Origin of the sequence: Methylomonas koyamae (assembly GCF_019669905.1) — a bacterium.
GTDB lineage: Bacteria > Pseudomonadota > Gammaproteobacteria > Methylococcales > Methylomonadaceae > Methylomonas > Methylomonas koyamae.
In genome coordinates this window covers 3,664,562-3,686,267 of record NZ_AP019777.1, presented here as the reverse complement: position 1 = coordinate 3,686,267, position 21,706 = coordinate 3,664,562, and the positions used below count along the sequence as shown (strand labels likewise).

Below are 21,706 nucleotides of genomic sequence, written 5' to 3'. Positions count from 1 at the left end.
GTATGTGGCAGCGCGATGGACGCTCTTGGTGCGTACAAGGCGACATCCGGTTGGGCAACGGCCTGGACCGGCATTTGTTCGAATTGCTGCGCGCCATCGACCGCACCGGTTCCATCAACGCCGCCGCCAAGCAGGTCGGGCTGAGTTACAAAAGCGCCTGGACGCTGATCGAACGCGCCAATAACAAGTCGGCCAAGACTTTGGTGGTGTCGGAAACCGGCGGCCAAAAGGGCGGCGGCACCATGTTGACCGGCTCCGGCCAAATCCTGCTCAAACTATTCGAATCGCTGGAACAGAAACACGCCCAATTGCTGGTGGAATTGAATCGCGCGGTCGAATCCGACACCGAAGCGTTGCGGCTGCTGAAACCATTGACGATCAGGACGACCGCAGCCAATCAAATGTTCGGGGTAGTCTGGCTAATTAGACACGGCATCGTCGGCTCGGAAGCCGTGGTCAAACTCAAAGGCGGCGAATACGTTTGCGCCAACTTGAGCCGGCAAGAGGCGCACGCGTTGGAACTGGCGGTTGGTGCCGAAGTCGCGGTATTGATCAACAACACCGAAATTACGCTGGCGACCGGACCGGAAAAGTTGCGTTTGTCGGCCAGAAACCAACTGTGGGGATCGGTCGGCAGAATCGAGCTGGACCAGGTCGAAGCGGAAATTATCGTTAATCTGAAAGGCAACGAAGAAACCTTGTCGGCCGTCATGACCCGGGCGAGTGCGGAACGCATGCGGTTGAAACCCGGTTTGCAATGCCGGGCCATCTTCAAAGCCAATGCAGTATTGCTGGCAACCTTGGCTTGCTGACTAGGCCCGGTTGCTGTCGGGTGGCGCTATTCGAAATCGAATAAAGGACCGTGCGGTTCAACAAGGCTACACTGCAGCTTTCCGAACCACTAAGGAGAGTAACCATGAAAACCAGTGCAAGAAATCAATTCAGCGGCAAAGTAAGCGAAATCATCGATGGCGCCGTATACGCCGAAGTCATCGTCGAACTGGCCGGCGGGGAAAAAGTGGTGGCGTCGATCACCAAGGAATCAGTCAAGGCGCTGAGCGTCAAACCGGGCAGCGAAGTCATTACCTTGATAAAAGCCCCGCAAATCGTCATTGTTGCCGATTTCGGCGGCTATAAAATTTCGGCAAGAAACCAACTGGCCGGTACCATTACCGAGGTCAAACCGGGCGCAGTCAACACCGAAATCGATTTGGATACCGCCGGCGGCCAGCAAATTTCGGCGACCGTCACCAACGAAAGTGCGTCGTCTCTGAGCTTGAAAAAGGGCCAGACCGTTACCGCGGTATTCAAAGCCGGCGCCGTGTTGTTGGCGACAAAAGCCTGATAAGGCAATCCCCGGCGGCAACCGGCGGATAAACCGAGGGCCGCAACCGCGGCCCTTTTCATGTGCGGTGCTTTGTTGCATAAATCCGATGACAACCCCATGTTAAGGTCAAATTGTTAACCTAACGCCCCGAATGCCAAAGCCCCAATCCATCAAATACCGAACCACGAACTGGCGAGATTACAACCGATCCTTGAAGCAACGCGGTTCGCTTTTTACTCTGGATAGATAAAGAAATGGACTGGTTAGCAGTCGCCAGCGGAAAGCGGGAGCGAGCAGAAAAATTTTCTGATGCCGCCATTCAGTTTTGCCTCATGGTTAAGAATCTATTTGGGTTGGCGCTCCGGCAAGTCACCGGCATGGCGGAAAGCTTATTGAAACTATCCTGTCTGGATTGGCCGACGCCTGATTACTCCACATTATGTCGTCGCCAGCAGCGTTTGCAGGTTTGCATTGCCTATCGCCCTAATCCAAATGGCTTGCATTTGCTGGTCGATAGTACCGGCGTGAAAATGCTGGGTGATACCCAAAGGGCATAAATGGAAAACCAAGAAGCACGGTGCCGAGTATCGTCGCCAGTGGCGCAAGGTTCATTTGGGTATCGACGCCGAAACGCTGGAAATTCGAGCGATTGAAGTCACATCGAATCGTATCGGTGATGCCCAGGTATTGCCGGATTTGCTCAACCAGATTCCTCAAAATGAACGGATCGATGCCGTCAGTGGCGATGGCGCCTAAGATACCAAGCACGCTCACACGGCGATTGCCGAACGGAACGCAGAGGCCATTATCCTAAATCCGCCTTGTGGCTTGGGGTAAGGGGCTGATTTGCTGGCTAATCGATTTATTAGTACGTTTTTTAGAAACAGTTTTTTTGACGAGGAAATTGGCGAAAAACGGTGGTCTCTAAAAAATATAACAAGGTAGCGCGATTCCTTTGCGAAGCGGTTTGGGGCGGTCTGGACGCAATATCGCTTTATTTGTCCGGTATTTCTCAATTCGGGTAAGGAAAAAGGTAGTTATTCACGGATATTTTGTAAGTATTTTCCGACAATTGTTCCATCTATAACAGCATGGAGATTCCAGCAAATGTGCGGAAAAATGGGTGAGAACGAGATTGAGAGTATGGAAAATATGATGTCCATGGCGGTTTATTTGGTGATCGCCGACACATTGGATATCGATGTCGACGAGATTTACCCCGACAGCAACCTGAAGCAGGATTTAGGTATGACATCCGCGGTTCTGCACGAACTGGACCAATCGATCATGGAGATGTTTAACAATTTTCAGGTCGACTTCAGCCAGGCGAATACCGTGCGCGACGTGGTTCGGCAGATCGCCAAAGTGACGGTTCACTGAACCATTCCGAACCCGCTCAACCAAGCCGGCCTCGCGCCGGCTTTTTTTCGAGCGGCCAAACGTCAAAGGCACCAAGCTTCGACAATTCTGCTTTCGTGGCGGCCGTCGGCCAGTTCGCCCGGCGGATGAATCAGCCACGGCCAGCGGCCGATGCGTGCGGCATCGGTTGTAAACCCTTGCAGTAAGGCGCGGTAGTCGGTGCCGCTCGTCAATACCCCGTCCCGGTCGAACTGCCGGTCCTCGACTTCGGTGACCAGGCAAATCGGCACGCGCCACGCTTGCAACCAATGCAAATGGCCTTGTACCAGCGCTCGGCCGAATGCCTCGAGCGCGGATTCGTCGACTATGCGGCCGGCTAGGTAATTTAGCGGCAGCAGCGGCAATTGCGTCAGGCAGTTCACCGACGCGACCCAGCCGGGGGGTATGTCAAGTTGCGGCAACACGGGGCGGCTAAGCAATTCGGCGGGCGGCAGGCTGCGGTGTTTTGCCAGCCAATCGACGATGCCGGTGACGTCGTGGCGGCATAGCCGCAACCGCTTCGGCCAACGTTTGGCCAAGCGCCGGGCCTCGACGCCGAAAGCAATGTCCAATAACACGATGCGGTCGAACCGGTCCATTAACTCGGCGAGCGGCAGATCGTGGACGCTGCCGCCGCCGACCAGCAAAGCGTCGCCCGAATTCGGATGAGCCAGTTCGGCGGCGCGCAGCAAGGCGGCTCGGGTGGCGGCCAAATGCGGTAACCAGGCCTCCCGGCAGCGGCGGTGGCGGGCTTCCAAGGCGGCTGCTTCGCCGGCGTAACCCAATCGTCGCGCGCCTGGATTGGTCCGTGTACCCAGGTAGTGTATGAATTCCGCGATCATCGAAGTCGTATGGGTGTCGTGCGCCTGATCGGCGGCATGCGTTGGGTTGCTGGGTGATTTTGTGACGGCCGCAGCTTTTCGGTACCAAGCGTTCGGCTCCGATTGCCGCGCAATATTGTATCTGTGATTGCCGTCCAGGTTTTTTCGGCAGACTCTTCTATAACTGTTTCCGAACTATGAGCGGAGCGGCACGACGGCGTATTCCGGAGCGAATACCCGGCGCAGCCTGAAGCGGAGTTCCCCCTCTTTGACATTTGCCCCGGTTCTCCGGGGCTTTTTTTTGCAGGCAGCGACGGCCAGGCCAAGATTCGAAACCGGGCAAATACACGGCGAACTCATCCGCTCCGAACGGCTGTAAGCCTTAAGATTCAAGGTGTGGCAGGGTATGCGACAAAACGTCGCAGTTTTTCTGGACATCGGTTTTTTTATCCCCTACAATGCGTCCACCTTGAGTAGGTTGGTCGCTTCGCAAGAGGCGCTTCCTGCCAATAGGGGGAGGGAGGAAAGCGACCAGTTATCTGGTAGAACAACAATAATAAACGCAAGCCATTAACCTGCCGTATCGCGCGGTAGGCGTCCAACACATAACAAATAAAACCGGACGAAGCCCACTTAGGTGGGCTTTTTTATGCCTGCGAACAAATCATCCGCCGAGGTAATGGCTGCGGCAACTTCGTTGGCCGCCTTTCGCCACGCGGCCAGGCCCTGCAATTCCCGCAATCCGCCTGCGCCAGGCCTCTCGGCTGTGTTTCCTGCCAATCCGCTGCCAGATCCGAATACGCTGCAAGGCCGATCAAAAATCGCTTTTTCGAGTTTTACTGTTACATTACCGGCATATTCCAAAGCTATAGCTACGAAAACTCAATCGGAAACATGAGCCAGTCCAAACACATCATCATCGTCGGCGCCGGCCCGGGAGGCTTGTGCGCAGGCATGCTCCTGAGCCAGCGCGGTTTCAAAGTCTCGATATACGACAAGCATCCGGAAGTCGGCGGCCGGAACCGGCCGATTCGGCTCGACGGTTTTACCTTCGATACCGGTCCCACCTTTTTGTTGATGAAAGGTGTGTTGGATGAAATGTTCGAAATGTGCGGCCGGCGTAGTTCGGATTATCTGGAATTCCTGCCGCTGTCGCCGATGTACCGGCTGGTGTACGACGACCGTCAGATCGAGGTGTATTCCGATCGGGAAAACATGCGGGCCGAGTTGAACCGGGTGTTCGACGAAGGCGCGGCCGGTTACGAAGCGTTCTTACAAGTCGAGCGCAAGCGTTTTAACGCACTCTATCCCTGCATCACCCGCGACTATTCCAGTCTCAGTTCGTTTTTGTCGGCGGACTTGATTAAAGCCTTACCGTGGCTGGCGTTTCCGAAAAGCGTGTTCGCCAATCTGGGTCGCTATTTCACCCAGGAAAAAATGCGCCTGGCTTTTTGTTTCCAGTCCAAATATCTGGGCATGTCGCCGTGGGAATGTCCGGCACTGTTCACCATGTTGCCGTATTTGGAACACGAATACGGTATCTACCACGTGGCTGGCGGATTGAACCGCATCGCCGCGGCGATGGCCAAAGTCGTCGTCGAAAACGGCGGCGAAATTCACACCTCGACCGGCGTGGCGTCGTTATGGGTCGAAGACGGCGCGGTCAAGGGCGTCAGGCTCGACGACGGCACTGAAGTAAGCGGCGACGAAACGGTGGTCAATGCCGATTTCGCCCATGCGATGAGCCGGTTGGCGCCGGCCGGCAGCCTAAAGAAATATGCGCCGGACAAATTGCAAAAGCTGGATTATTCCTGTTCCACCTTCATGCTCTATCTGGGGCTGGACAAGCTTTACGACCTGCCGCATCACACCATCGTGTTCGCCAAGGATTACCGGACCAACATCAGCAATATCTTCGCCAACAAGACGCTGAGCGCGGATTTGTCGTTTTACGTGCAAAACGCTTCGGTCAACGATCCCAGTCTGGCGCCGGCCGGAAAGTCGGCCTTGTACGTGTTGGCGCCGATGCCGAACAACGACAGCGGCTTGGATTGGGATGCCCATTGCCAGGCGGTACGCGAGCAGGTGTTGGATAGCTTGGGCGCCCGCCTGGGTTTGAGCGATATCCGCGACCATATCGAATGCGAAAAAATCATCACGCCGGGCGGCTGGGAGCGCGACGAATACGTTTACAAAGGCGCCACTTTCAGTCTGGCGCACAAATTCAGCCAGATGCTGTACTGGCGGCCGCATAACCGCTTCGAAGAACTGGACAATTGCTATCTGGTCGGCGGCGGTACCCATCCCGGCAGCGGCTTGCCGACGATTTACGAGTCGGCGCGGATCTCCGCCAACATGATTTCCCGAAAACACGGTGCGGACTTTGCCGACATCCAGCACAGCCGCTGGTTGAAGTCGTAAGCCTCGGCCATGTTATTTCAATATTTCCGCTAACCGGATTGCCCCAGCCGTGGCGATATTACCTGCCATTTCTCCGCTCGACGGCCGTTTGCTCGGCGAGTATCCCGCCGCTACTGCTGACGAGATAGCCCTCAAGCTGCAGCGCGCCCGTGCCGCTGCCGGCATTTGGGGCCAAACGCCGGTTCGGGAGCGTTGCCGAATTCTGGCGAAATTCGGCGAACTGGTCCTGGCCGAAATCGACCCTATCGTCGATTGCCTGCGTCTGGCTACCGGCAAGGTGGCATGCGAGGCCTTGCTCGGCGAAATCTATCCGTTGCTGGATTTGCTGGCGTATTACCGCAAACATGCGCCGGATATTTTGGCCGATCGTAGTGTGGCGACCTCGCCGTTTGCCTTTCCCGGCGCCACCGCCGGCATTCGCTACCGGCCCGTCGGCGTCGCGGCGATAATTTCGCCGTGGAATTATCCGTTCCAATTGTCGGTGGCGCCGCTGCTGACCGCCTTGTTTGCCGGCAACGCCGTGATTTTGAAACCGTCGGAGTTGAGCCTGCCGGTCGGCCAACTCATTGTCGATTTATTTCAACGCCTGGAGCTGCCGCCGGACTTGGTGCAATGGCTGGCGGGCGACGGCTCGGTTGGTGCCCAGTTGATCGAGGCCGGCCCGGATCTGGTTTTTTTCACCGGCAGTCTGGAGGGTGGCCGAGCGGTAATGCGCCAGGCTGCGCAGCATCCGCTGCCGGTATTGCTGGAATTGGGCGGCAAGGATGCGATGTTGGTGTTCGCCGATGCCGATTTGGATCGGGCCGCGGCGGCGGCCGTTTACGGCGCCTTCAGCAACAGCGGCCAGGTCTGCGTCTCAGTGGAACGGCTGTACCTGCAGCGGCACTGCCACGACGAATTCCTGCGCCGCTTGCTCGACGCTGTGGCGGCGCTACGGGTCGGAGTCGGCGCAGATGCCGAGCTGGGGGCGATGGTTTCCGGGCGGCAAATCGAGCTGATCAAGGCGCAGTACGAGGATGCCATCGCGCAGGGCGCGGCAGCCTCCGGACCGTTGGTTTGCGACGGCAACTTCGTTAGGCCGGTGGTGTTGTGGAACGTGCACCACGGCATGCGGCTGATGCGGGAAGAGACCTTCGGCCCCTTGCTGCCGGTGATGGCCTTCGACGGCGAAGCCGATGCAGTCGGGCTGGCCAACGACAGCGAATACGGCTTGAATGCTTCGGTGTGGAGCCGCGACATCGCCAAAGCCGAGCGGGTCGCTCGGCAATTGCAGGTCGGCAATTGGGCGGTCAACGATGTGATCAAAAACATTGGCCACGCCGGCTTGCCGTTCGGCGGCGTCAAACGTAGCGGTTTCGGCCGTTACCACGGTGCGGAAGGCTTGCTGGCGTTCAGTTATCCGGTGTCGGGCTTGACCAGCCGTAGCCACTTGCCCAAGGAACCCAACTGGTTTCCGTATTCGGCACAACATTACCGGGCGTTGCAAGGCTACCTCGATTTCGTCTACGGCAGCGGTTCGCTGCGGCAACGCATAAAGCGCAATTGGCCGGCCTTGCAGGCGTTTCGGGAGTATTCGGCTTTCGATCTGGCCCAGCGCTGGCATAACCTGAAATTACTGCTGACTTGGCATAGGAATTATTGATGAAGCAAAACCTTGGTAATCAAAACGTCGTCGTAGTCGGTGCCGGCCTGGGCGGTTTGTCGGCGGCGATCTCGTTGGCCACAGAAGGCTTTCGGGTACAGTTACTGGACAAGAACGACAAAGTCGGCGGCAAGCTGAATATCATGACCCAAGCCGGATTCACCTTCGACCTGGGGCCGTCGATTCTGACCATGCCGCACGTGTTCGAGGCGTTGTTCGAGCGGGCCGGAAAACGCATGGCCGATTACGTCGCGATCGAAAAAGTCGAACCGCACTGGCGCAATTTTTTCGAAGACGGCACCGTCGTCGATTTATGCGAAGACCCGGACAACCAGCGCCGAGAACTGGATAAGCTCGGGCCGCAGGTCTACCAAGAGTTTCAACGCTTCATGGCCTATTCGCAAGAGCTTACTAGAGAAACCGAAGCCGGGTATTTTGCCAAGGGCTTGGACGGCTTTTGGGAATTGCTGAAGTTTTACGGTCCGTTGCGCAGTTTGAAATTCGATGTGTTTCGGACCATGGACCAGGGCGTCAGGCGTTTCGTTTCGGATCCGAAGCTGGCCGACATTCTAAATTACTTCATTAAATATGTCGGTTCCTCGCCTTACGATGCACCGGCTTTGATGAATCTGATGCCTTACATCCAATACGGCTACGGTTTGTGGTACGTCAAAGGCGGCATGTACGGCTTGGCCAAGGCCATGGAACGACTGGCTTTAGAACTCGGCGTGACGATCCGCTTGAACGCCGAAGCCGCCGAAATCGAACGCCAAAACGGCCGGGCAACCGGCGTGCGTTTGGCCGACGGCGAGTTGTTGCAGGCCGATATCGTGGTATCGAACATGGAAGTGATCCCGGCGATGCAGAAATTGCTAAACAGCACTCCGGCCGAACTGAAAAAAATGCAGCGCTTCGAGCCGACCTGTTCCGGTCTGGTGTTGCACTTGGGCGTGGACCGGATTTATCCGCAATTGGCGCACCACAACTTCTTTTATTCGGCCGACTCGCGGGCGCATTTCGACGCGGTGTTTCACAGCCACCGGTTATCGGAAGATCCGACCATTTATCTGGTCGCACCGTGTAAAACCGATCCGGAGCAGGCCCCGGCCGGTTGCGAGATCATCAAAATTCTGCCGCACATTCCGCATTTGGACCCGGACAAGCCGTTAACCGCGGAGGATTATTGGGCGCTGCGCGAACGGGTCTTGCTGAAGCTGGAACGGATGGGTCTGACCGATCTGCGTAAGCACATCGTTACCGAGGAGTACTGGACGCCGCTGGATATCCAGGCCCGTTACTATTCGAATCGGGGCTCGATTTACGGCGTGGTGGCCGACCGCAACAAGAATTTGGGCTTCAAAGCGCCGCAACGCAGCAGCCAGTTGGCCAATCTGTATTTTGTCGGCGGCAGCGTCAATCCGGGCGGCGGCATGCCGATGGTAACGCTGTCCGGGCAATTGGTGCGCGACAAAATCCTGGCCGACATGGGGGTTTAAAGTTAGCCGGGCAACGGGCTAAAATGCGGCCGGGGCCGGTTGTCGTCGCCGGCTTGGCCCATAACCAGCCTGCCGCAACGGCATCGAGCGCTTTATGATTTTGTTTTTTAAAGATATTCCGGTTAATTCCCGGCCCAACGAACTGTACAGCCTGATTGCCTCGGCCGGCGGCGAAGCGGACAGCGGCGAGGTGTTGAAAGCCGAGGTCATGGTGATCCGGGACAAAACCACCAATGCGCTGGAGCACCACGGTTTGGCCATGCTCGATTCGGAACAGTCCGGCCTCAGAGCCATAGAGCGGCTCAACGGCAAAGCCTTCAACGGCAGCGAAATCTTGGTGCGGCCCTACAATTTCCGGGACGATCTGAACGACCGCCGCCGCGGCTGCGAAGAGGATGTCGCAGCGGAGCAAAGGCAGCGGGAACGCCGGCGCGGCGACCGGATCGAAATTTTCATCGATTTATCGAATATTTTCTTCGCACCCGACCCTTTGCTTTAGCGGTCGGGGCAACCGTCGCCAATTCAGGGGTGCTTGGCTTGGCACAGCAAATTGCTGTTCGCTTCGGCGCTGTGCGCCATCTTTTCCAAATTCGACAACACCAACAAGCTGGCGTCTTCCATATTGCCGACCTCGCGCAACATGGTGTCGACGTCGCCGGCGGCATGGGCTTTCAGCGCGTTGATGGCGCTGCTGTGTACGCCGATATGCGGTTGTTCGATGTCGTGGTAACCGGGCAATTGCGAAAAACAGGCCCTGCCTTCGCCCTGGTAATACCATTTACCCAAGCGGCATTCGGTGTGTTGGGCAAAATCGTGCACCGCGATTTTTGCGATAAATGGAACAGCACTTTATACAGTTCGAACTTGTAAATCAGATGGTCCAGTTTCGCCAGTTCGCAAAAACTGCGTAACGACGACGCGGCGACCACTTTCTCCATCGTCACCGAAAAATCCAGCAATTCGCGCATCGTGCCGGTGGCGCGCTGGCCATCCTCGCTGAAGCTGCGCGACTGTTCGGCCAGCGAGTTCATCTGGTCGCGGGTGCCGCCGCTGGCGACGCGGATCGACTCGGCCAGTTTGGCGATTTTGTTGGTGGCCTCGGCCGTTCTTTGCGCCAGCGTCCGCACTTCGTCGGCGACGACGGCAAAACCGCGGCCTTGTTCGCCGGCACGGGCCGATTCTATCGACGCGTTTAACGCCAACAGATTGGTTTGGTCAGCGATATCGTGAATCAGTTTGACGACGCCGATAATTTCTCGCGAACTTTGGTCCAGCGATCCGGCCTGCTGCGCGGCGGAACTGGAGGCGTCGGCCAGGTTGGCCAGGTTTTTCGAAATGCGCTCGATGGCGTTGCTGCTATCCAGCGAGATACCTTGCGCCTCGACCGCATTGTCTTTTTCGTCCCGCAGGCGGTTGGCCAGTGTCAGCAAACTGGCCTGCATCGTCACCAGCGACTGGCCGAAATTTTGCAAATGGCGCACGGTGCCGTTCTGGCTGTTCAACTGCTGCTCCAGGCTGGAATTGGCTTTGTCGGCTACTTGCACACGCTGGCGCAGTTGTTCCAGCTCGCTGTTTTGCTGTTCGATGCGCTGTTCCGCTTTAGCCAGATGTTGTTGTAATTCTTCTATTTCGCGTTTGCGGCTGAATATTGAGAACATAATTCGGGTGAGAGTAATAAAAGCTTGAGTTACGGTAGCAAATGGGTTCGATCGAGCAGTCGCAGCGGCTCGTCGTTATTCATCATTATCGGCTACCCGGCCGCTTTCTGCAGCCGCTGCGACCGCCGCGTTCCGGCGTTTTGCTGCCGAGTTCCGCTTTTTCGGCGGTCGCAAGCCGAGCTACGAACTGCAAGCAGGTGCCTGGAACGGCCGCAGCCGGCGCTCAATGCGACAGGCAGTCTTGGATCGCCATATTTGCCGCTTTCCGCGCCGGGAAATACGAGGCCGTGGCGGCCAGCAGTAAGATTAGGCCCAGCCAATAGCCGGCCGCGGCGAAGTCGAAGCGATAGTCCAGACTCAAGCCGAACATGGTTTCGCCGAGCCGTTTCGCCAGCGGTGCGCCGGCCCGGTAGGCCAGCGGTACGCTGATCAGCCAGGCCAGAACGCCGTGGAACAAGCCTTCCAGCATGAACAGCCGGAACAGGGTCGGCGATGGGGCGCCGATTGCCCTTAACACGCCGATTTCCCGGCTGCGTTGCAGCACGCCGATCGCCAGCGTACCGGAAAGGCCGATGCCGCCGACCGCGGCCAGCATCGCCGCCAGGCCGGATAAGGCCCCAATCAACGGTTTAAATTGGTTGCGGGCGTATCCGCGCTGTTCCAGTCGGCCGTGTGTGTTGTAAATGTCCGCCGCGACGCCGCGTTGCTGCAGTATCTCGCTGAGCCGGCTCAGCAGCGCGGTTTCGTCCTGCAGAGTGGCGACCGGCGCGGTGACCAGCGCCAACGATGCGGTATCGCCGCCCAGGCTTTTTTCTATCGTTTCCAGCGGGGCGTATACCGGTTCCACGGCATATTGGCTACCGGCCAGCCAGCGGTACAAACCCACGACTTGCCAAGTTTGGCGGTCTCTGCCGATCGCCGCTGCGACCGTGTCTCCGGTTTTAATGCCGTTCAAGGCCGCGGTTTCGGCATTCAGCACCAATACGGCCCGGCCGGCGTCGTCGGCTTGCAGCCAGCGGCCACTCTCGATCCGCGGCCGGTAAGTCTCGCTGCCGGCCGGCAATGCCAGCAATTGCAGGCCCAGGCTGCCTTTCTGGCGGAAAACGCCCCGGCCGCCGCTCAGTTCCAGCGGCAGGCGGCGCCAGATTTCGACGCTGCAGGCCGGATCGGCGGCCTTGATCGTATCCTGCACCATTTGCCGGGGTTGGTCGCTGGCCAAACCCAATTTTAAGGCATATCGGCTGCGCGCCATTTCGTTGTCCAAGGTCAGGTTGAGCGACGCGATCAGGCTGGCCAGGCTCAAAAACGCGACGCCGGCCACGGCCAATACGCTCTGCGTCAACAGTAACCGGGTTTTGCGGCGGAACAGATTGCCCAGCGCTGCGGCGTAGACGGTAGGGAACCAGCGGCCGGCCAGGCCTTGTAACCGGGCGTCGAACCGGCTTTTGCCGAAATCGGCGCCGAGGCCGTAGCTGGCGATCGCGGCGCGCACCGTCATCGCCGCGCCGCGCCACACCGGCCCGACGGCGGTTGCCAGCGGCACCAGCAAACCGCCGACGACCAGATACGCCAGTGCCCGGTTGGGGAGTTCGAACGTGCCGCAGCCGATATCGAAGATGGCCAGCAGCCGGCACGAAGCAAAATGGGCGGCCAGCGCCGCCGGCGGCGCGGCCAGCGCGATTGCGGCAATCGCCAGCAGCAAGGTTTCGCTCAGGTACAAACCGGCGATGGCGAGATTACTGCCGCCGACCGCCTTCATCACGCCGATCTGATCGGTTTGTTGGGTGATATGGGCCGAGACGGTGTTGGCGATCAGGCTAGCGGACAGCGCCAACGCCGCCACAGCCATGATTTCCAGTACGCCGTTGATGCCGGCCAGAAACGGCCGGCCCCAGTGCCGGTCCGGGTCTTGCAATAAAGTGGCGTTAGCCGCAACGCCGCGTTCGGCGAGTAGGCTGCGGATTTGGGACGCGGCGGCGCGGGCCTTGTCCTCGCTGTAAGGCGGCTTGACCTGTACCAGCAGTTGCCGAAAACTGCGCGGGGCCAGCCCGAATAAGGCCGCATCCGCAGCGGAAGCAAAAAACACGGTCTGGCCGCCGAATTTGGGCGGTTTGACGAACGGGTGGCGGACCACGCCATCGAGCGGAAAATTGAGTTCAGCGCGTTCGATTTGCAGTTGCAGGTTGGCACCGCTGCCGAGCCCGGTATGTTGGGCCGACAGGTTTTCGATGGCCAGCCTGCCCGCAGTCGGCCAGTCGCCGGAAACCAAGGTCGTCCTGTCGTAAAGCTGGTGGGCGTAATCGGTTCTGACGATCAGGCTGGCGTTTTGCCAAGCGGCGTCAGGCGCCGAACGGAAGCGCGCCGCCACCGGATTTACCCCTTCGACGCCGGCGATGTCGGGCAGCGCCGCGATCCGCTCCAGTAGCGCCGAATCGGCGGCGCTGCGCAGGAGCATATTGATATGCGAAGGTTGCGATTGGCGGTGAGCGGCATCCATTTTTGCCAGCAATAAATCGATCATGCCGAAGATGGTGCCGACGCAAAACAAGCCGATGGCGATGCTGGCGACGGCGAGCAGACTGCGGCCTTTATGGCGCCACAAATCGGCGCGGAATTTGTAGGCCAGCGCGCTCAACGCGGTTCCCGGTGGCTGTCGGCGTGCAGCCGGCCGCCGCGAATTTCCAGTTTGCGGCTGGCCGCGTCGGCCAGCGCCTCGTTGTGGGTGACCATCAACAGCGTCTTGCCGCGGTCGCGCAGATGGCTGAATAAATCGAACACCGAGTCGGCGCTGGCGCTGTCCAGATTGCCGGTCGGCTCGTCGGCGACGATCAGCGGCGGGTCGTTAGCCAGGGCGCGGGCGATGGCCGCCCGTTGCTGCTGGCCGCCGGATACCTGGCTCGGCAGCCGGTCCGCTGCGCCGAGCAAGCCGACGCTGTCCAGCAATTGCAGTGCCCGCTCGCGGCGTTGCCTTTTCGGCAGCCGGCCCAGGAAGTCCATCGGCAGAATCACGTTTTGCAGCAGGCTCAGCGCCGGCAGCAGTTGGAAGAACTGGAATACGATGCCGACATGCTCGCCGCGCCAGCGCGCCAGCCGTTCGTTACCGAGGTTTTGCAGGGCGTGGCCGGCGACGACGATCTCGCCGCGGCTCGGGTGGTCGATGCCGGCGATCAGGTTCAATAACGTGGATTTGCCGTTACCGGACGGGCCGACGATCGCGACGAATTCGCCGGCGGCAATGCGTAAATCGATGCCGTGCAAGACCGTTTGCCGGCCGCCGGCTTGCGGGTAATCCTTGTAAACCTGGTTCAGTTCGATAATCGGCTGCATGGCGCTCGGCAAATTGGGGTATGTTACACGAGGTAACGCGACGCGAGGCAAAGGATTCTGCCGCTAGCCGGAGGAGGGCAGGCGATGGTTTGGGTGAGAGTTTTCTGGTTTTTGGTGTTTCTGGCCTGGGTAGCGGCCGAGATCGGGCTGGCCCGGCGGCGGAGTTCGCCGGATAGCGAAATCGCCTTCGGCGAGCGGCGTTCGCAACGCCGGCTGTGGCTGTTTGTGACGCTGGGACTGTTGTCGGCGCTGGTGTTCAAACAACTGGCCTGGCTGCCGATTCCGCTGGATTATCTGCCGCGGCAGATACTGGCGTTGGCGATATTTGCCGGTGGTTTGTATTTGCGTTATACGGCGGTGGTCGGGCTAGGTCGGTTCTTTACCACGAATGTAGCGATTTTGCACGGCCATCGATTGGTCGAGGACGGGCCCTACCGTGTGCTGCGGCATCCGGCTTATACCGGTTTGTTGATTGCTTTGGCCGCGGCCGGATTGGCCATGGGCGACGGCCTGGCATTGCTCAGTGTGTTGCTGCCGGCCGCTTGGGCGCTGGCGCGGCGGATCGAGATCGAAGAGCGTTTGTTGGAGCGGCAATTCGGCGACGCATACCGGGCGTACCGGAACAACCGCTGGCGCTTGCTGCCCTGGTTTTATTGAAACAAGCCGAAGTTTTACCTTGGGATTGGCGCCGAACCGGGCGCTGCGGACGGGGCGTTTCGGGCCATTAAGATTTGGCGGGCCGCTGAGCAGATGGGTCAGGGGGCTTGAAACGGCGTTGCGGCGCCGGGCCGCAACGCAGCGGAGGGTTTAACCGAACAAATCGTCCAGGTATTTCTCGGCATCCAATGCCGCCATACAGCCGGCGCCGGCCGAGGTGATGGCTTGTTTGTAATGCGAGTCCATCACGTCGCCGGCGGCGAATACGCCCGGCACGCTGGTGGCGGTGGCGTTGCCGTGGATGCCGCTTTTAACCACGATGTACCCGTGGTCCATTTCCAATTGGCCGGCGAAAATGTCGGTGTTGGGCGTATGGCCGATCGCGATAAAGACGCCGTGTACGTCCAGTTCTTTGGTCGAGCCGTCCTGCGTGCTTTTGATGCGCAGGCCGGTGACGCCCATGTCGTCGCCTAACACCTCGTCCAGTTCGTGGTTCCATTCGATACGCACGTTGCCGGATTTGGATTTCTCGATCAATTTGTCGGACAGGATTTTCTCGGAACGGAATTTATCGCGCCGATGCACGACGATGACTTCCGAGGCGATATTGGCCAGATACAAGGCTTCTTCTACCGCGGTATTGCCGCCGCCGATCACCGCGACCGGTTTGTTGCGGTAGAAAAAACCGTCGCAGGTGGCGCAAGCGGAAACGCCTTTACCTTTGAAAGCTTCTTCGGAATCCAACCCCAGATATTTGGCCGAGGCGCCGGTGGCGATGATCAACGCATCGCAGGTGTAAACGCCGGCGTCGCCGGTCAAGGTAAACGGTTTTTGCGACAGATCGGTGGTGTGGATGTGGTCGAAAATAACCTCGGTGTTGAAACGCTCGGCGTGGCGCAACATCCGGTCCATCAATTCCGGGCCTTGGACGCCGTCGACGTCGCCGGGCCAGTTGTCGACTTCGGTGGTGGTGGTCAATTGTCCGCCTTGCTGCATGCCGGTGATCATGACCGGATTGAGGTTGGCGCGCGCGGCGTAAACGGCTGCGGTGTAGCCGGCCGGGCCGGAACCTAGGATTAAAAGTTTGCAATGCTTGGCAGCAGCCATTTTCACGATCTCCATGCGGGTTAGGATGAAAAGATTATATGGGCAATCCCCCGCGGATTAAACCGGCGGAATGCCGGGATTTTGCGGGCTGCGCCGACTGAGCTAATGTGAAATCGATTTTTATCATCTATAATCCAGTTTTCGTTACACTTTTATTGTGAGCCGTCACCCATGGTTGCTGTTGTGGAAGAGAAAGACGCGCGAGGATATCGCGAAATCGCATTGCTGGGCTGTTCCTGTTTTGCCTTGTTCTTTTTGATTGCCTTATTGACTTTTAACTCCAACGATCCGGGTTGGAGCCACAGCACGTCCTACCAATCGATCAGCAACGCTTGCGGCGTGTTCGGCGCCTGGCTGGCCGATTTCGTGTTGAGTTTTCTCGGTTTGATGGCCTATCTGATCCCGGTGATGGTGTTTTGGTACGGCTACATGGTCTATCAAGGTCCCAGCCAACAGCAGGCCAGCCAATGGTTGGTCGCGGCGCGCTCGGTCGGTTTTCTGGCGACCGTCGTTTCCGGCTCGGCCATTTTGTTCTTACATCTGCATTTTTTGCGGACCAAAGTCGATCTGCCAGAGAGTCCGGGCGGTATTCTGGGCCGGGAAATCGGCGACGCCTTGGTACATTTGTTAGGCAACTCCGGCTCGACGCTGTTGCTGCTGGCCATTTTCATGACCGGGGTGACGATGTTCACCGGCTTGTCCTGGCTGATGGTGATGAGTTTGATCGGCAAATGCGCGATGAGCGCGTGTTCCGTGGTCGGCCGCCAGGCTGTCACCGGTGCCGAACGTTACCGTAGCATCGAGAAACCGGTTCGCGCCGAAGCCAAAAAAGTGCGCAGCAAACCCGAAACCAAAGTGGATGCCAGAGCCGACGAGGCGCCGCGCAACAAACCGCAAATTCAGGTTGTGGAAACCGTGCAGGCGAACGCCAACGCCGCCGAGGTCATCAGACCGGCGCGGCGCAAGGACAGCAAGGTCCTGGAAAATTTGGACGACAGCGCCTTCCTGAATGCCTTGCCGCCGTTGTCGTTGTTGGACAAACGCGACATCAAGGTCAAACGCTATTCCAAAACCGAGCTGGAAGAGATTTCGCGCCAGGTCGAGGACGTGCTGCAAGATTACGGCATCGCCGCCGAAGTGGAAGCGGTGCTGCCGGGGCCGGTGATTACCCGGTTCGAATTGCGTTTGGCCGCCGGGGTCAAGGTTAGCCGGATCAGCAGTCTGGCCAAAGACTTGGCGCGTGGCCTGTCGGTGACCAGCGTGCGCATCGTCGAAATCATCGAAGGCAAATCGGTAATCGGTTTGGAGATTCCGAACCAAGAGCGGGAGATGGTGTCGCTGCGCGATCTACTGGTATCGGACGAATTCGAGCGGGCCAAGTCCAAACTCAGCATTGCGATGGGTAAGGATATTTCCGGGACGCCGGTGGTGGCCGATCTCGGCAAAATGCCGCATGCGCTAGTAGCCGGTACCACCGGTTCCGGTAAGTCGGTCGCGATCAACACCATGATTCTGAGCTTGCTGTACAAAGCCAAGCCGGAAGACGTGCGCATGATCATGATCGACCCGAAAATGCTGGAGCTGTCGGTGTACGAAGGCATTCCGCATTTGCTGACCCCGGTCGTCACCGACATGAAAGACGCCCAAAACGCGTTGCGTTGGGCCGTAGCGGAAATGGAGCGGCGCTATAAATTGATGTCCAAAGTCGGCGTGCGCAATCTGGCCGGTTACAACCACGCGGTTAAGGAAGCCGACGCGGCCGGCCAGCCGATCCGAGATCCGCTGTTCAACCCGCAAACGCCGATTCCGCTGGACGATTATCCCTACCTGACCACGTTGCCAAGCATCGTCATTATCATCGACGAGCTGGCCGACATGATGATGGTGGTGGGCAAGAAGGTCGAGGAACTGATCGCCCGTCTGGCGCAAAAAGCTCGTGCCGCCGGCATCCATTTGGTGTTGGCGACCCAGCGGCCTTCGGTCGACGTCTTGACCGGCTTGATCAAGGCCAACGTGCCGACCAGGATTTCGTTCCAGGTGTCGTCGCGGATCGACTCCCGGACCATCATCGACCAAGGTGGTGCGGAAGCCTTGCTGGGTAACGGCGACATGCTGTTCCTGCCGTCGGGTACCAGCATTCCGCTGCGGGCTCACGGCGCCTTCGTCGACGACCACGAAGTGCATCGGGTAGTCGAGTTCATGAAAAAGACCGGCCCGACCGACTATCTGGACGAGATTACCCAGGAGCGTACCGACAGCGGCGAAGTGGCGAGTGCGGACGGCGACGAGAGCGAGTCCGATCCGTTGTACGACGAGGCAGTCGCTTTTGTTACCGAGTCGCGCAAGGCATCTATATCCAGCGTGCAGCGCCGCTTCAAAATCGGCTATAACCGTGCGGCGCGGATTATCGAAGACATGGAAAACGCCGGTGTGGTCAGCCCGCCCGAAACCAACGGCTCGCGCGAAGTGTTGGCGCCGCCGCCGCGCTAACTAGATGAATCCCGCCATCGACGCCTTACTGGCTATTCTTGCCGTATCGGCCTTGGGTGGTTGGCTGCTGTGCCGCAACAAGCCCGTCGAAAAACCGGTTAAAGTCATGCTGTTCGTCGGTTATTTTTGGGGGCTGGCTTTTTCTTTACTGATATTGGCGGTGTTGGCCTATTTGGGCTGGCAACGTTTTGGCGTTTGATTTTTTATGAATTCCGATTGGATAGGCTATCTGGCCGCGGCGTTGACGACGGCCTCGTTTTTGCCGCAGGCGGTCATGACCGTCAAAACCCGCGATACATCGTCGCTGTCTTTGGGCATGTACAGCCTGTTCACGCTGGGCGTGCTGTGCTGGTTGATTTACGGCGTGTTTCTGGCGAACTGGGCGATCATTGTCGCCAACGCCGTGACGTTTTTATTGGCCGCAGCGATACTGGCGGTTAAGTTGCATAATTCGTTGCGGAAATAGATCAGGAGTTTTTCGTTGCCGCCGCAATCGGCTCGGCGGAAACCGGTAGCGGCAACAATAACTTGTTACAATGCGCGCCCTTTAACCGTAGGGATGGCGAAGGCTGCAGCATGAAAGTAAGAGAAAAACGACACGGCCTGGTATTGGTACATACCGGCGAGGGTAAGGGCAAATCGTCCAGCGCGTTCGGCATGGTGTTTCGCGCCGCGGGTTGGGGCATGAAGGTTTGCGTGATCCAGTTCATCAAGGGCCAGTGGCAGACCGGCGAACAGAAAGCGGCCGCCCGCTTCGAGGAAATCGAGTGGCACGCCCTGGGCGACGGCTTTACCTGGGATACCAAAAATCCGGAACAGGACATTAAGACCAGCCGCGAGATTTGGGAATTTGCCAAACAGAAAATCCTGTCGGAACAATTCGATTTGGTGGTTTTGGACGAAATCAATTACTGCTGCGGCTACGGCTGGATCAGCGGCCAGGAAATCGCCGATTTCATCCGCCAACACAAGCCCGGCTGGCTGCACTTGGTGTTGACGGGGCGCAACGCGGCGCCGGAAGTGGTCGAGATCGCCGACACCGTCACCGAAATGACCCGGGTCAAACACGCCTTTCAAGCCGGAATCAAAGCCGAGCAGGGCGTTGAATTTTAAGCTGAAAAAAAAACGGGCTTCTGGCAAAATTGCCGCCTTTTTCCATTCAGTCACAGACCACTATGCAACAAGCAATCGAATTGATCCAAAAGTACTATCAAGCATTCAACGACGGCGACATGGAGACTTTCCTGAGCTTGTTGACCGACGACGTGGTGCACGACATCAATCAAGGCGGCCGCGAACAAGGCAAGGCCGCGTTTGCCGAATTCATGAAAAAAATGAATCACCACTATAAGGAGCAGTTGGTTGACATGGTGGTCATGGCCAATGCCGACGGTAGCCGCGGTGCCGCCGAATTCGTCGTGTTGGGCGAATACCTGAATACCGACGAAGGCCTGCCGGAAGCCAACGGCCAGACTTACCGCCTGCCGGCCGGCGCGTTCTTCGAAATCCGCGACGGTAAAGTCGCCCGCATCACCAATTACTACAATCTCGGCGACTGGATTGCCCAGGTCGATCCGCAGGCCTAAACGCTCTATTGCCGGCTCATTGCCGCTACCGGCCATTTAGCTTAGAATCCGAAACCTGAGGTTTCGGATTTGCTTTGAGAATAATTACAAACAGAGGAGAGCAACAATGGGTGAAATACAAAAAGCTATGATCGCTGTGCTGGGTGTATTTGTGATCGGTTTCATTCTGGTTGGCGCCAGCAAGGAGCAAAGCAACGAAGAGAAGGAAGCCGCGTCGCAGATCCGTTCTTTGGTCGCCATGCAGGAAATGGCCAACCAAAAATGCCCGAAATTGATTCAAAACAAAACCGGCACCCAGGTTTATTTCCCGTCCAAGACCGATACCGATAAAGCCACTTACGTGACGATGGAATGGGTGGGCGAACCGGGCTCCAACTTTAAAACCGCGTCCTGCACGCTGCATTTGTCGCTGGGGGGCGTATCGAAGTTGGTCATAGACGATAAGGTTTTGATCGACAAGAAAATTTGAGTGCAGACGGCGTTTATGCGCTTAAGCGTAAACGCCGTTTTCGTCTCGGTGGGTTCTGCGCGGATTATTGCCGAGGCAGACCGGGACGGTAACTTGCACTTTGCGAATTTGCCAGCCTTGCGACCCTATTCCATTTTCGCGCTTGCGGCCGGATCGATCCGGCTTAACCGCATTGTCGCGCATTTCGTCCAAAATACGGGCGACGTTAATCTGCTGCATCGGCAGCGGAGTTCCCTACAAATCCAGTTCGTAATTTAAGAGGTGAATCGATATGGCGGATAGCACCGTCCACAAAGGTGTTTTAAAAACCTGGAAAGACGACAGAGGTTTCGGCTTCATTCAGCCGGATAGCGGCGACAAGGACATTTTTATCCATATCTCTTCGCTGAAAGGCATGGCGCGGCGGCCGTTAAGGGGTGACGTGATAGTCTACCGGGTGGCTCGCGAAGCCGATGGCAAATTGAAGGCGGTTGACGCCAGCATCGAAGGCGTGGCCTATCAGGAGGCAGCCCCATCCAAGCCCGTTAAAGTCTGGCGTTGGCTGGTTGCGCTGTTGCTGGGCTTGATCAGCGCGGCGGCCGCGGCTTATTTCTACCGGTAACTCGGCCGGCCGGCGCATTACCGCACTATTTCCAGGATTTCAGAGATTACAGATGGATTGGCTACATTACCTGCTCGACGTTTTGTTACATATCGATAAGCATCTGGCCGAGTTGATCGGCGAATACGGCGCCGTGACCTATGCGATCTTGTTTGCCGTGATCTTTGTCGAAACCGGTTTTGTCGTGATGCCGTTTCTGCCCGGAGATTCCTTGCTGTTTGCCGCCGGCGCCTTCGTCGCGGTGGATGCGCTGAATCTGCCGATGCTGCTCGGCATCATGAGCGTAGCCGCCGTGTTGGGCGACACCGTCAATTACTGGATCGGCCGCAGCATCGGCAAACGCGCTTACTCGTTGAGCTGGGTCAACCGGCAACATCTGGAGCGGGCGCAAAGCTTTTACGAAACCTACGGCGCCAAAACCATCGTGCTGGCGCGCTTTGTGCCGATCGTCCGCACCTTTGCGCCGTTCGTCGCCGGCATCGGCCGCATGCCCTACGCTTATTTCATTCTTTACAATGTGGTGGGCGGCTTGGCCTGGGTCTTGATTTGCGTGTTTGCCGGCTATTTTTTCGGCAACATTCCGATCGTCAAACAGAATTTCGAGCTGGCGATTCTGGCCATCGTACTGATGTCGGTCACGCCTATTGCAATTGAGCTCTGGAAGGCGCGCAAACAACCGGAAAATTAAATCCAGCGGAGAAACGGT

At 57.9% G+C, this 21,706-nt stretch carries 23 protein-coding genes and 1 pseudogene; 17 read left to right on the top strand and 7 right to left on the bottom strand.

Translation table 11 applies throughout. The features are described 5' to 3' along the window. The first annotated feature begins 2 nt into the window (after positions 1–2). The 4 genes and pseudogenes from MKFW12EY_RS16535 (at position 3) to MKFW12EY_RS16515 (ending at position 2,707) form a co-directional block, all read left to right on the top strand. Positions 3–812: a TOBE domain-containing protein gene (locus MKFW12EY_RS16535; RefSeq protein WP_064026741.1), complete on the top strand. Its 810-nt coding sequence runs from the start codon at positions 3–5 to the stop codon at positions 810–812. Positions 813–916: 104 nt separating this feature from the next. Next, positions 917–1,345 carry a TOBE domain-containing protein gene (locus MKFW12EY_RS16530; protein WP_054762981.1) on the top strand — a complete coding sequence of 143 codons (429 nt, stop codon included), beginning with the start codon at positions 917–919 and terminating at the stop codon, positions 1,343–1,345. Between the two features lie 133 nt (positions 1,346–1,478). Beyond that, positions 1,479–2,149, top strand: a pseudogene (locus MKFW12EY_RS23095) (IS5 family transposase); the annotation flags it as partial. A gap of 321 nt (positions 2,150–2,470) precedes the next feature. After that, entirely contained in the window at positions 2,471–2,707 is a 237-nt protein-coding gene (locus MKFW12EY_RS16515; RefSeq protein WP_054762980.1) for a phosphopantetheine-binding protein, read from the top strand. 62 nt (positions 2,708–2,769) lie between these two features. Here the strand turns inward: MKFW12EY_RS16515 and MKFW12EY_RS16510 are convergent, their stop codons facing one another. After that, a complete protein-coding gene (locus MKFW12EY_RS16510; protein ID WP_221053396.1) occupies positions 2,770–3,567 on the bottom strand; it encodes a hypothetical protein in 798 nt (265 codons plus the stop codon). 873 nt (positions 3,568–4,440) lie between these two features. Between MKFW12EY_RS16510 and MKFW12EY_RS16505 the strand changes: the two genes are divergently transcribed. The 4 genes from MKFW12EY_RS16505 (at position 4,441) to MKFW12EY_RS16490 (ending at position 9,604) form a co-directional block, all read left to right on the top strand. After that, positions 4,441–5,967 (top strand): phytoene desaturase family protein, encoded by a 1,527-nt coding sequence (locus tag MKFW12EY_RS16505; RefSeq protein WP_221053395.1) that lies wholly within the window; start codon positions 4,441–4,443, stop codon positions 5,965–5,967. Between the two features lie 49 nt (positions 5,968–6,016). Continuing rightward, on the top strand, positions 6,017–7,609 hold the full coding sequence (locus MKFW12EY_RS16500; RefSeq protein ID WP_221053394.1) for an aldehyde dehydrogenase family protein: 1,593 nt from the start codon (positions 6,017–6,019) through the stop codon (positions 7,607–7,609). Then, the gene (locus tag MKFW12EY_RS16495; protein ID WP_221053393.1) at positions 7,609–9,105 is read left to right on the top strand and encodes a phytoene desaturase family protein; all 1,497 of its coding nucleotides are present in this window, start codon (positions 7,609–7,611) and stop codon (positions 9,103–9,105) included. The genes MKFW12EY_RS16500 and MKFW12EY_RS16495 overlap by 1 nt, the downstream gene beginning before the upstream one ends. Positions 9,106–9,199: 94 nt before the next feature. Beyond that, positions 9,200–9,604 carry an RNA-binding protein gene (locus tag MKFW12EY_RS16490; RefSeq protein WP_064022438.1) on the top strand — a complete coding sequence of 135 codons (405 nt, stop codon included), beginning with the start codon at positions 9,200–9,202 and terminating at the stop codon, positions 9,602–9,604. 23 nt (positions 9,605–9,627) lie between these two features. Here MKFW12EY_RS16490 and MKFW12EY_RS16485 read toward each other — a convergent pair whose 3' ends face one another. The 4 genes from MKFW12EY_RS16485 to MKFW12EY_RS16470 form a co-directional block, all read right to left on the bottom strand. Further along, entirely contained in the window at positions 9,628–9,891 is a 264-nt protein-coding gene (locus MKFW12EY_RS16485; protein WP_245006338.1) for a hypothetical protein, read from the bottom strand. Beyond that, a complete protein-coding gene (locus MKFW12EY_RS16480; RefSeq protein WP_054762975.1) occupies positions 9,777–10,763 on the bottom strand; it encodes a methyl-accepting chemotaxis protein in 987 nt (328 codons plus the stop codon). Before MKFW12EY_RS16480 ends, MKFW12EY_RS16485 begins: the two co-directional genes overlap by 115 nt. Positions 10,764–10,986: 223 nt before the next feature. Beyond that, positions 10,987–13,398, bottom strand: coding sequence for an FtsX-like permease family protein (locus tag MKFW12EY_RS16475; protein ID WP_221053392.1), 2,412 nt, complete (start codon positions 13,396–13,398; stop codon positions 10,987–10,989). After that, positions 13,395–14,090, bottom strand: coding sequence for an ABC transporter ATP-binding protein (locus tag MKFW12EY_RS16470; protein ID WP_064026710.1), 696 nt, complete (start codon positions 14,088–14,090; stop codon positions 13,395–13,397). The genes MKFW12EY_RS16475 and MKFW12EY_RS16470 overlap by 4 nt, the downstream gene beginning before the upstream one ends. Positions 14,091–14,174: 84 nt before the next feature. On the opposite strand from MKFW12EY_RS16470, the gene MKFW12EY_RS16465 reads away from it, so the two are divergent. Further along, on the top strand, positions 14,175–14,747 hold the full coding sequence (locus tag MKFW12EY_RS16465) for a methyltransferase family protein (RefSeq protein ID WP_054761160.1): 573 nt from the start codon (positions 14,175–14,177) through the stop codon (positions 14,745–14,747). A gap of 150 nt (positions 14,748–14,897) precedes the next feature. Here MKFW12EY_RS16465 and trxB read toward each other — a convergent pair whose 3' ends face one another. After that, positions 14,898–15,854 (bottom strand): thioredoxin-disulfide reductase, encoded by a 957-nt coding sequence (gene trxB, locus MKFW12EY_RS16460; protein ID WP_054761214.1) that lies wholly within the window; start codon positions 15,852–15,854, stop codon positions 14,898–14,900. Between the two features lie 171 nt (positions 15,855–16,025). On the opposite strand from trxB, the gene MKFW12EY_RS16455 reads away from it, so the two are divergent. The 6 genes from MKFW12EY_RS16455 (at position 16,026) to MKFW12EY_RS16430 (ending at position 20,399) form a co-directional block, all read left to right on the top strand. Beyond that, positions 16,026–18,344: a DNA translocase FtsK gene (locus tag MKFW12EY_RS16455; protein ID WP_221053391.1), complete on the top strand. Its 2,319-nt coding sequence runs from the start codon at positions 16,026–16,028 to the stop codon at positions 18,342–18,344. Positions 18,345–18,348: 4 nt separating this feature from the next. Then, positions 18,349–18,543 (top strand): hypothetical protein, encoded by a 195-nt coding sequence (locus MKFW12EY_RS16450; RefSeq protein WP_054761164.1) that lies wholly within the window; start codon positions 18,349–18,351, stop codon positions 18,541–18,543. Positions 18,544–18,549: 6 nt separating this feature from the next. Next, on the top strand, positions 18,550–18,810 hold the full coding sequence (locus MKFW12EY_RS16445; protein WP_054761166.1) for a SemiSWEET transporter: 261 nt from the start codon (positions 18,550–18,552) through the stop codon (positions 18,808–18,810). Between the two features lie 110 nt (positions 18,811–18,920). Beyond that, positions 18,921–19,457, top strand: coding sequence for a cob(I)yrinic acid a,c-diamide adenosyltransferase (gene cobO, locus MKFW12EY_RS16440; RefSeq protein WP_054761216.1), 537 nt, complete (start codon positions 18,921–18,923; stop codon positions 19,455–19,457). Positions 19,458–19,519: 62 nt separating this feature from the next. Next, the gene (locus tag MKFW12EY_RS16435; protein ID WP_054761169.1) at positions 19,520–19,930 is read left to right on the top strand and encodes a ketosteroid isomerase-related protein; all 411 of its coding nucleotides are present in this window, start codon (positions 19,520–19,522) and stop codon (positions 19,928–19,930) included. Positions 19,931–20,036: 106 nt separating this feature from the next. After that, entirely contained in the window at positions 20,037–20,399 is a 363-nt protein-coding gene (locus MKFW12EY_RS16430) for a hypothetical protein (RefSeq protein WP_054761170.1), read from the top strand. A 21-nt stretch (positions 20,400–20,420) separates the two neighbouring features. Here the strand turns inward: MKFW12EY_RS16430 and MKFW12EY_RS16425 are convergent, their stop codons facing one another. After that, a complete protein-coding gene (locus MKFW12EY_RS16425) occupies positions 20,421–20,618 on the bottom strand; it encodes a hypothetical protein (protein WP_054761172.1) in 198 nt (65 codons plus the stop codon). A gap of 52 nt (positions 20,619–20,670) precedes the next feature. On the opposite strand from MKFW12EY_RS16425, the gene MKFW12EY_RS16420 reads away from it, so the two are divergent. Continuing rightward, positions 20,671–21,000 carry a cold shock domain-containing protein gene (locus MKFW12EY_RS16420; RefSeq protein WP_054761174.1) on the top strand — a complete coding sequence of 110 codons (330 nt, stop codon included), beginning with the start codon at positions 20,671–20,673 and terminating at the stop codon, positions 20,998–21,000. 52 nt (positions 21,001–21,052) lie between these two features. Next, a complete protein-coding gene (locus MKFW12EY_RS16415) occupies positions 21,053–21,688 on the top strand; it encodes a DedA family protein (RefSeq protein WP_054761176.1) in 636 nt (211 codons plus the stop codon). The last annotated feature ends 18 nt before the right edge of the window (positions 21,689–21,706 follow it).

Excerpts from the sequence above, each read along its gene's own strand:
- MKFW12EY_RS16430 (WP_054761170.1), top strand. The coding sequence starts at position 20,037 with ATGGGTGAAATACAAAAAGCTATGATCGCTGTGCTGGGTGTATTTGTG.
- MKFW12EY_RS16465 (WP_054761160.1), top strand. The coding sequence starts at position 14,175 with ATGGTTTGGGTGAGAGTTTTCTGGTTTTTGGTGTTTCTGGCCTGGGTA.
- MKFW12EY_RS16450 (WP_054761164.1), top strand. The coding sequence starts at position 18,349 with ATGAATCCCGCCATCGACGCCTTACTGGCTATTCTTGCCGTATCGGCC.
- MKFW12EY_RS16515 (WP_054762980.1), top strand. The coding sequence starts at position 2,471 with ATGGAAAATATGATGTCCATGGCGGTTTATTTGGTGATCGCCGACACA.
- trxB (WP_054761214.1), bottom strand. The coding sequence starts at position 15,854 with ATGGCTGCTGCCAAGCATTGCAAACTTTTAATCCTAGGTTCCGGCCCG.
- MKFW12EY_RS16455 (WP_221053391.1), top strand. The coding sequence starts at position 16,026 with ATGGTTGCTGTTGTGGAAGAGAAAGACGCGCGAGGATATCGCGAAATC.
- MKFW12EY_RS16510 (WP_221053396.1), bottom strand. The coding sequence starts at position 3,567 with ATGATCGCGGAATTCATACACTACCTGGGTACACGGACCAATCCAGGC.
- MKFW12EY_RS16445 (WP_054761166.1), top strand. The coding sequence starts at position 18,550 with ATGAATTCCGATTGGATAGGCTATCTGGCCGCGGCGTTGACGACGGCC.
- MKFW12EY_RS16425 (WP_054761172.1), bottom strand. The coding sequence starts at position 20,618 with ATGCAGCAGATTAACGTCGCCCGTATTTTGGACGAAATGCGCGACAAT.
- MKFW12EY_RS16505 (WP_221053395.1), top strand. The coding sequence starts at position 4,441 with ATGAGCCAGTCCAAACACATCATCATCGTCGGCGCCGGCCCGGGAGGC.
- MKFW12EY_RS16480 (WP_054762975.1), bottom strand. The coding sequence starts at position 10,763 with ATGTTCTCAATATTCAGCCGCAAACGCGAAATAGAAGAATTACAACAA.
- MKFW12EY_RS16490 (WP_064022438.1), top strand. The coding sequence starts at position 9,200 with ATGATTTTGTTTTTTAAAGATATTCCGGTTAATTCCCGGCCCAACGAA.
- MKFW12EY_RS16470 (WP_064026710.1), bottom strand. The coding sequence starts at position 14,090 with ATGCAGCCGATTATCGAACTGAACCAGGTTTACAAGGATTACCCGCAA.
- MKFW12EY_RS16420 (WP_054761174.1), top strand. The coding sequence starts at position 20,671 with ATGGCGGATAGCACCGTCCACAAAGGTGTTTTAAAAACCTGGAAAGAC.
- MKFW12EY_RS16535 (WP_064026741.1), top strand. The coding sequence starts at position 3 with ATGTGGCAGCGCGATGGACGCTCTTGGTGCGTACAAGGCGACATCCGG.
- MKFW12EY_RS16530 (WP_054762981.1), top strand. The coding sequence starts at position 917 with ATGAAAACCAGTGCAAGAAATCAATTCAGCGGCAAAGTAAGCGAAATC.
- MKFW12EY_RS16415 (WP_054761176.1), top strand. The coding sequence starts at position 21,053 with ATGGATTGGCTACATTACCTGCTCGACGTTTTGTTACATATCGATAAG.
- MKFW12EY_RS16495 (WP_221053393.1), top strand. The coding sequence starts at position 7,609 with ATGAAGCAAAACCTTGGTAATCAAAACGTCGTCGTAGTCGGTGCCGGC.
- MKFW12EY_RS16435 (WP_054761169.1), top strand. The coding sequence starts at position 19,520 with ATGCAACAAGCAATCGAATTGATCCAAAAGTACTATCAAGCATTCAAC.
- cobO (WP_054761216.1), top strand. The coding sequence starts at position 18,921 with ATGAAAGTAAGAGAAAAACGACACGGCCTGGTATTGGTACATACCGGC.